7 protein-coding genes and 1 CRISPR repeat array are annotated in these 8,234 nt (G+C 71.1%); all 7 genes read right to left on the reverse strand.

All coding sequences use genetic code 11. The annotated features are described in order from the left end of the window. Positions 1-827: 827 nt before the first annotated feature. Positions 828-1,268, reverse strand: a complete 441-nt coding sequence (locus ACIQOV_RS16075) for an NUDIX hydrolase (RefSeq protein WP_331768749.1) — start codon at positions 1,266-1,268, stop codon at positions 828-830. Positions 1,269-1,288: 20 nt separating this feature from the next. After that, positions 1,289-2,080 (reverse strand): STM4013/SEN3800 family hydrolase, encoded by a 792-nt coding sequence (locus ACIQOV_RS16080; protein WP_331768750.1) that lies wholly within the window; start codon positions 2,078-2,080, stop codon positions 1,289-1,291. Position 2,081: 1 nt separating this feature from the next. Then, the gene (locus ACIQOV_RS16085) at positions 2,082-2,579 is read right to left on the reverse strand and encodes a hypothetical protein (RefSeq protein WP_331768751.1); all 498 of its coding nucleotides are present in this window, start codon (positions 2,577-2,579) and stop codon (positions 2,082-2,084) included. Further along, the gene (locus tag ACIQOV_RS16090; RefSeq protein WP_331768752.1) at positions 2,563-3,210 is read right to left on the reverse strand and encodes a thymidylate kinase; all 648 of its coding nucleotides are present in this window, start codon (positions 3,208-3,210) and stop codon (positions 2,563-2,565) included. The genes ACIQOV_RS16085 and ACIQOV_RS16090 overlap by 17 nt, the downstream gene beginning before the upstream one ends. Beyond that, on the reverse strand, positions 3,207-4,247 hold the full coding sequence (locus tag ACIQOV_RS16095) for a radical SAM protein (protein WP_331768753.1): 1,041 nt from the start codon (positions 4,245-4,247) through the stop codon (positions 3,207-3,209). Before ACIQOV_RS16095 ends, ACIQOV_RS16090 begins: the two co-directional genes overlap by 4 nt. A 353-nt stretch (positions 4,248-4,600) precedes the next feature. Continuing rightward, positions 4,601-5,911, reverse strand: coding sequence for a helix-turn-helix domain-containing protein (locus ACIQOV_RS16100; protein WP_401049004.1), 1,311 nt, complete (start codon positions 5,909-5,911; stop codon positions 4,601-4,603). A gap of 255 nt (positions 5,912-6,166) precedes the next feature. Continuing rightward, positions 6,167-6,500: a CRISPR direct-repeat array (repeat unit 29 nt; unit sequence GGAGCTATCCCCGCGAGCGCGGGGCCGAC). A gap of 487 nt (positions 6,501-6,987) precedes the next feature. Then, a partial coding sequence (locus ACIQOV_RS16105; RefSeq protein WP_401049006.1) for a hypothetical protein occupies positions 6,988-8,234 on the reverse strand: 1,247 nt, incomplete at its 5' end.

Raw genomic sequence — 8,234 nt, forward strand, 5'->3', positions numbered from 1 at the left:
GACGCCAACACCAGGCCCGGACCAGCCACTACAAACGACGAGGCCACAGCCCAAGAGCTGAAGCCTCGCCACAGTAAGCACCGTTGCAGTACTAGAGCGGAAGCACAGGGAGAACTCCTGGCGTACTTCCCCGTGGGGATAGACATGGACGATCTCGGCATCGGCCTCGTCCAGGCGCCGGGTCTCCGACTTCGCGTCCGGCCAGAGGCAGTCCTCGTCGGTCTGCAGCTTGGCCGCCGCTGCCTGGCGGTGCCGCCGGTACGGTTCGCGGTTCTTGACTATCCCCGCGAGCGCGGGGCCGACACTTCCTGACCTGCTGCGATTGGGAGCAGAGTGCGCCAATCCATTCAGTTCGAATCCAGAGCCCCACGTGTGCCGGGCCGATGCCCCAGAGGCTGTCTCTCCCAGCTGCGCCCCGGCGCACCGACTCTGAGCCTTCGACAGCATCGTACGGACTGTTGAAGTCAGGCGTGGGTGCAGGGGACGGGCTCGCCGGGTTAGGGCGTCGGTCAGGGCCCGGGGGTGGAGCGGCTGACGCAGGACGACCTTCAGCTCGGCGATGCCACCGTCCTCGCCCAGCTGGCTGCGCACCACCCTGCCGCCGTCGAGGTGCTCGTCGCAGAGCGGGCCGCCTACTTCGGCGGATCGGGCGGCCGCTTCTGCCCGGTCCCCCACGCATCATGCCGTTCTTCCCGCCGGTGCGTTCCCGTGGGAATACGCTCGGGAACACCCCAAGGGAGCTGGACACCGGCTCCAGCCGTCCCTGGACCGACGGCGCGTCACCCGACGCCGGAAGCGTCGTCCTTCCGTCAGGCGCACAACTGTGCTCACGCAGCGACCGGCAGCCGGTCGGCGAGGAGCAGCGCGAGGGGGCCGCCCTGGAGGAGGAACCGCCCCTCGCTGACCGCAGCGAGAGCTTCCTCCATCGGCCACCACATCAGCTTGAAGCCGTCTTCCCCAGGGGCCAGCTCTTGTGGGCCGAGGGTGAGGTCCCGGGCCTCGAAGAGGTGGAGGCGCGCCGTCGAGCCCGGCACGATGGCGTACGACCCGAGCGGACGCCAGGTGGCGGCGGTGATCCCGGCCTCTTCGCGAAGCTCGCGCTGCGCGCACTCATCCAGGTTCTCGTCGCCCTCCTGGCGTCCTCCTGGCAGGAACAGGTACTCGCCACCGTGCAGGGGGAACGGCGCGGTCAGCACGGCGACCAGGCCGTTGGAGTCACGGGCCACGACGACGGCCGCGTCCCGGGTGGGCAACTGCGTGTTGGTCATGCACGGAGGTTAAGCCGCGGTCAGACCACCATGCTGGCGAACGGCACGTTCGTCACCGTCGGGTGGGTGATCCCGCGCCCGTGGTAGCCGTCCTCGCCGAAGGCGTCCCCGTGGTCGGCGCACATGATGACCAGCCACCTCCTGTCGCTGGTCAGGCCGTCGACCAGGTCGCCCAGGTGCTCGTCGGCGTACGCGAGGGCGGCGGCCTGCGACTGCCAGGAGTCGGAGCTGTCGCCGAGGTAGTGACCGTGGGGGACGTGCGTCGCCGAGACGTTGACGAACAGGAACAGCGGCCGATCCGCACGCGCCCGGGCGACTTCGAGGGCGTGCTCGACCTGGTAGCGGGTCGAGTCCGGCTCCGGCGAGCAGAACTCCGGCCGCCAGAAGTCCTCGTCGAACATGTCCGGCAGGACGGACCCGAGCGGCGTCTCCCGGGAGAAGTACGTGACGCCGCCGATGCACACCGTGCGGTAGCCGTGCCGGCCGAGCCCGACGAGGAGGTTCGGCGCGTCGAAGACGAACGTGCGCGGGTCGACCGTCTTGAACGCCGGCGGCCGGCACTCCCACAGCCGCGGGGGCTGCTTCGGCTGCGGGAGCTTCGGCAGGAATCCGGAGAAGAACGCCACGTGCGCGGGCAGGGTGAACGTGCCGGGCGTCCGGCGCTCCTCCCACTGCCCTCCCGGCAGGAGGCCGGCCAGCCGGGGCGTCTGGCCGGCGTGCATCGTCGCCCGGGCGACGTCGTAGCGCAGCGAGTCCAGGGTGACGAACAGGATGTTCGTCCCGGACCCGATGACGGTGGCGGCATCGATCACGTCATCCCTCCGCGGTGGCATAGTGCTTGGCGAGGTCGGGCCGGTGGATGACCCGGCCTTTGGAGTGGTCGTTGACGGGGATCGGCACCTTGTCCCGGGCGATGAGGTCGCAGATCTTCTCCAGGCCGGCGCCCACGGTGATCGCGGCCCCGTCGGCGGCGAGCAGCTGGATCGTCACCTCCACGCCGACCGTGCTGATCCGGGCGCCGGGCACCTGGAGGGTGCGGATCGCGTAGGCCAGCAGCTCCTCGTCGCCCTCGCCGACGACGGACACCGTCGCGGCGAAGTGCCGGCAGTTGATCGCGCCCCGGTTGAACAGCCCGCAATACTGCTTGGCCAGCTCGCTGCCGTCGTGCACCAGGGCGACGCCGTGCGCGCCCGTGGTGAGCACAAGGCAGGACCCGACCCACCAGGCGACGGCCGGGTGCAGGTCGACCGGGTGCCGGCCGGTGATCCGGTCCTCAGCGAAGACCTTGGAGAGGTCAACGGGATTGAGCACGGCGGTCCTCCAGCAGCGAGTGGATCTCCTCGGCGAGCTCCTCCGGGGTGCGCCCGTCGGTGCTGATCGGCACGCCCGTGGTGTCGGTGGCGGCGAACAGCCGGTACAGCTCCTGGACGTGCGACAGCAGGGCGGGCCGGCGGGCCAGGAACCGGTCCGTCGCGGCCCGGGCCGGCCGGGTGTCCATCCGGTGCCGGATCTCCTTCTCGGAGGTCTCCAGGTAGACCGTCAGGTCGGGCCGCGGCAGGTAGCCCAGGTACGGACGGAACGCGCCGGCGGCGACCTCCAGGTCGAGCTGGTTCACGGCAGCGTGGTTGACGACGACCGAGGCGGACCACCGGTCCGCGACGAGGTTCCCGCTGACCAGTGCGCGGCGCGCGGTGTCGGCCGCGTCGAGGGCCCCCGCCAGGTGGAAGGCGAACTGGGTCAGCGCGCCGCCGTGGTCGTTGACGTAGCCGATCAGCGAGCCGAGGGGACGCGGGATGACGTGCAGGGTCTGCGCGCCGAGCCGGTCGGCGAGGAGGCGGGTCAGGGTGGACTTGCCGGAGCCGCTGATCCCCTCCAGCGCGAGGAGGGCGCCGTTGTGGCCGGTGATCGGCGGCTGGTAGCAGGGATGCAGTTCGAAGCTCACAGCGTTCCCTCCGTGAACGAGGCGACGTGCCCGGCGACCGCCGTAGCGATCCCGGCCGGGGCGTCGGCGGTGGCCAACAGGTCGGTGAGGTCGAGTCGGAGGTCGTCGCGCAGCAGGCACGGCTGGAGGCCGCCGGCGTGGTCCAGGCGCAGCGCCCAGAATCCTTCGACGCACTGCGGCCGGATCGGGCAGGTCCCGCACTGGCCGACGTGGTGGCGGCCGAGTTCACGGTGGATGACCTCGACCTCCAGGCCGTCGATGGTGAAGACGCGCCGGCCCTGGCCGACGCCCGCGATCTCGACACGCTCCTCGCGGGTGAGCGTGCGCAGATGGGCCACCAGCCCGTCCGCCGGAACCGCCGCGCTCTGCTCGGAGGCGTTGAAGTCGGTGTCGACCAGCTCGATGAACTGAATCGGCAGCCGGCGCTCCAGCGCGTACTGGAGGATCGCGCGGACCTCGTGCTCGTTCCGCTTCTGGAGCAGGGTGTTCAGCTCGACCCGCTCGAAGGCCTCCCGGGCCGCGTCGATCCCGCCGAGGACGGTCGAGACCGGCAGTCGAGTCTTGGCGATCTCCCGGAACGTCTCGTCGCTGAAGTAGTGCAGCGAGACTTTGATCTTGTCGAGGACGGTGTCCCGCAGCCACGGCATGGACCGGGCGAGCAGGATGCCGTTGGTGATCAGCGAGAAGCTGACGTCCGGGGCAACGAACTGCCGCATGCCGTCGAGGACCGGCTTGGCCAGCTTCGACGCCAGGGTCTCACCGCCGGTGAAGTACACCCGGGTGAGGCCCTGGTCGATCAACGTGCCGATGATGGTCACGTAGTGCTCGGCGCACAGGACCCGCTGGCGCGGCTGCCGGGTGCGGTCCTCGCGTGTGGTTCCGGGCGGGACGTCGCCCTCGTTGTGGCAGAACCAGCAGGCGATGTTGCACTCGGGGCCGAGGGAGACGCGGAGCTGGCCACGCAGCGCAGCGAAGTTCCGCAGCGCGGTCACGCTGACAGCCGGGGTCGGGCGGGGCGAGAGGGTGAGGAGGGTCACGACACACTCCTGTTCTCGGGACGGAGAAGTGCCTTGCTACGGGTGGGGCTGATCCGGCGTGGTAGCGGCCGGGGATGAGGAGAAGTGCGCTGCCTCGGCGTGGTGGATCAACAGGCCGAGGACGCCGGTGCCGAGGAGGTCCAGAGCGACTCAGGAGGACGTCAGGAACGTCCCCAGACGGTCGCGGGCCGGGGTGGCGTGTTTCCGGCGCGGGTGAGGGCAGTAGACGTAGGACGTGGTGCTGTTCGTCAGCATGGGGTCTTCGGCAGCGTTGGGAGTCCGGCTTCCCCAGTGAACCGCCACCCCGATGGCGTGATCCGTAGTCGGACTACGGGCCGTAGTCCGACTACGGGTCAGCCGATCCGCACACCCGCACGGAGCGCGAAGTCCTGCACCCCGGGCAACTTGCGATCGTGTCGCAGCAGTCCGACGGCGAGGTCACGGACGGCGCCGCGCCGGACTTCCTGCGGAGCTGCTTCCTCGGCAGCGAGGAGAGCGCGGTAGCACTGCTCCGGCTTGCCCCACTGGTCGAACGCCCTGGCAACGTCGATGAAGAAGCGGGCCTGCCGCTCGGCGGTCGGCAGCGCCGTCGGGTCGATCGTCCGGGCCAGCTCGATCGCCCGCCCGGCGTCACCGAGTTCGTAGTGCACCGACAGCTCGTGCAGGGCGACGCCCTGGATGCCGTCCACCAGCCCGGAGGAACGGCCCGCCGCGGCAGCGCTGTCGGCGGCTTCCTTGATCAAGGCGTGGGCGTAGGAGCGGTCACCACCCTTCGCCGCGGTGTAGGCGGCCGTGGCGTACAGATCGCCGCGTGTTGCAAGGCGCGAGGCCTCCGGAACAGAGGCGTCGGCGAACAAGTCCTCGGCGGCGACCACCACGATGTCCGTCGCCCTGGCCAGGCTGCCCTGGCGACGCCAGGAACTGGAGACCATCCGCTGCGCCTCCGCGACGACCAGCGGGTCACCGGCCTGCCGGGCGGCAGTCAGTGCGCGGTCGGACGTGATCGACACCAGGTTGTTCGTGCCGACCTTGATGCACAGCCGGACGGCGATGTTGTACAGCTGGGCGGCGTTCCGAGCGCGCTCCTCCGCCGTGCCGACCATGCCGGCCGCGGCGATCCGGCCGGGCAGGGCCTCGGCCAGGACGTCGTACCGAGCCGACTTGAACTCCTTCCGAGAGGCCAGCACGGACGCTGCGACGCTTGCCATGCTCGGATCGCGGCGGGGAGCCGGGAGCCGATTCGGGCCGTACAGCAGCAGGTCCTCCAGGCCGCCGAGCGGCGACGAGGCCTCGGCGTGCGCGGCCTGCTGGCCAGCGAGCCCGGCACCGAGGGCGGCGACGGCCAGGGTCAGGAACGGGCGGCGTCGCACGTCTTCGTCCTCCTCGGCACCGGAAGTCGTCGCCAGCGTACCCGGGCTGGCTCGCCGTCGCGGTGATCTCAACCTCTTTGCTGCAGGCTGTGGCAGCGCCATCAACATGTCGGCCTCAACTCCCAGCACCGAGGCCATCCGACGTAAGAGCTGCACGTCCGTGACCCGCTGGACATCACGCTCGACCTGGGACATCCAGTCCTCGCCGTGGTCGAGCTCCACCGCGAGCCGCAGCTGTGTCCAGCCCATCTCCGAGCGACGAAGCGAGATGAACCTACCGAACGTCTCGGCCACCGTTCCCCCGGTGCACGTAGTCAGGACGCTACGGACCGCTACCATAGCGGCGGAAGGGGCACTCCTGGTAGAGCACCCCTCCCGGCATCACTTCCCGCCGCGCCAGGCCAGGATGGACGCCCAGTTGGCCTTGATGGCCGCGCGGTGGCGTTGACCGGGCGGGCTACCATGCGGCGGGTAGCAAGCCCCCAATAGGCCACCGCGGGCCATCGTTCGGGCCGACCTGCCCGGCCAAATCCCGTCGCAGTACCGCGCGGATCTATCCCCGCGAGCGCGGGGCCGACTCGTAGTGCAGCACCGTCCAGTCGAATGACAGGGAGCTATCCCCGCGAGCGCGGGGCCGACTTCAGGCCCGAGGTGACCGACTGGACGTGCCAGGAGCTATCCCCGCGAGCGCGGGGCCGACTACCTGGGGGGACCGCTGTCGGAGCCGTCCGCGGAGCTATCCCCGCGAGCGCGGGGCCGACCGGGGGTCGCTCTGGCGTGCGCCGGATTCGATGGAGCTATCCCCGCGAGCGCGGGGCCGACGTCCTACGCCGCTGGACGCAATCCCCCGACCGGGAGCTATCCCCGCGAGCGCGGGGCCGACACTTCTTGACCTGCGGCGATTGAGCTCAGAGCGCGCCAATCCATTCAGTTCGAATCCGGAGCCCCAAGTGTGCGGGGCCAAATCCCCAGCGGCTGTCTGTCCCAGCTGCGCCCCGGCGAGTCAGCTCTGAGCCTTCGACAGCATCGTACGGGCTGTCATCAGGCGTGGGCGTAGGGAACGTGTTCGCCGGTGACCGCTTTGACCAGGGCCCGGGACGGAGAGGCTGACGCAGGACGACCTTCAGCTCCCCGATGCCGCCGTCGCCAATGTCGTCGCCACAAACCGCCACTGAGTGGTCCTGCGGACATACGAGGTCGACCCACCGCTCGACCGCGAGCAGCCGACTGTGGATCGGGTCGTCGGCGAAGACACAGTGCTTGCCGGTGGTCCAGGTGTCGGCGCCGACTGGCGGGGAGGCACCTCGTAGGAATCGTCACCGGTGTCGGCCACGTCGCTTTCTTGGATTCCGCCCGGCGGGTCCAGTAGTTCACAGGCCCAGGCCGCTCCGCCTTGGACGCCGGGTCGGCTGCGGGTTCTGCCCGGTCGCGGCGAGCCGGGCCGCTGAGCGCCTGAGGGTGATGCGGTCGGCGGCCTGGGCGTCTGGGATGGAGGCGAGCCGGTGGTGGAGGTGCTGGGCGGCGAGGTCGGCTCCGAGCGCCGACGCCACCCGGGTGAGGGCCGTCTCGGCGGCCGCGCTCGCCCGGCCGGCGGACCGGTACTCCTCGGCGAGCTCGGCACGCCGATCGGCGGGCAGCGGCCGGGCCGGCAGCCGGTTGTGCCCGGGGCCGGCGGCTCGCATCATCAGCCGACGGGTGTCGGCGAGGCGTTCGGCGAGGACCGCGTGGTCCTCGGCGAGGTGCTGGAGGCGGGCGGAGATCTGGCGCAGGGCATCGCTCCACACCGGCAGGGCCGCGGCGATGTCGCAGGCCTGACGGGTCGGGCCGCCGGGGCCGTGGGACAGTCGCCAGGCCGGGTCGGCGTGGAGGAGCCGGCCCACCCGGTCGACCAGGGCGTGCGACTCGGCGGCGACGGCCGAGGGAGTGTTGTCGGGGGCGGAGCGTAGGGGGGCCCAGCAGGCGGCGACGCGCTGCCAGGCGTGCTCGGCTGTTTCCCAGGCGGTGTCGGCGGCGTGAACGGAGGCGAGGTGGGCGGAGACGGTGGCCGGGGCGTGGTCGGCGGCGTGGGTATACAGGGCCCGGGTCAGCTGGTAGACGGTGGAGATGTTGTGGGCTGCGGTGCCCATGGCGGAGGCCGTGTGCGCGTAGGAGTCGTCGCCCGCCTGTACGGCGCGCCAGCTGATGTCCGCGAGCCGTTTGGCGGAGGCTGCGGCGCCGGTGCCGAGCTGTGCGGGGGTTTCCGCGGTGCGGGGCGGGTCCGGCTGCAGCAGCGCGCGGGGCCGTACGGTGTCAAGCGCCGCGGCGCCGAGCCGAACGTCCGGGTCGGCGGCGAGCGCCCGGATCTCCTGCTGCACCACTCCCAGCTGGTCGACGACCCGGCCGAGGGCGCGGATGCGTTCGGTGAAGGACGTGCTGGACGTGGCCGAACCAAGGCGGCCCACCAGGTCCGCGACCGTTCCGGTGAGGGCGAGGACCCTGACCAGGACGGCGGTGCGCAGCTGTGTGCTCTCCAGGGCGAGCCCGTGCCGGGTGAGGGGTCGGCCGTCGGGATCGGTGTGGGTGGCGAGCAGGTCCAGGCCGGTGCGCAGGGCCTGGATGGCATGAGGGACGTACAGGG

This window comes from Kitasatospora sp. NPDC091257, assembly GCF_044757675.1.
Classification (GTDB): domain Bacteria; phylum Actinomycetota; class Actinomycetes; order Streptomycetales; family Streptomycetaceae; genus Kitasatospora; species Kitasatospora lactacystinica.

Excerpts from the sequence above, each read along its gene's own strand:
- ACIQOV_RS16075 (WP_331768749.1), bottom strand. The coding sequence starts at position 1,268 with ATGACCAACACGCAGTTGCCCACCCGGGACGCGGCCGTCGTCGTGGCC.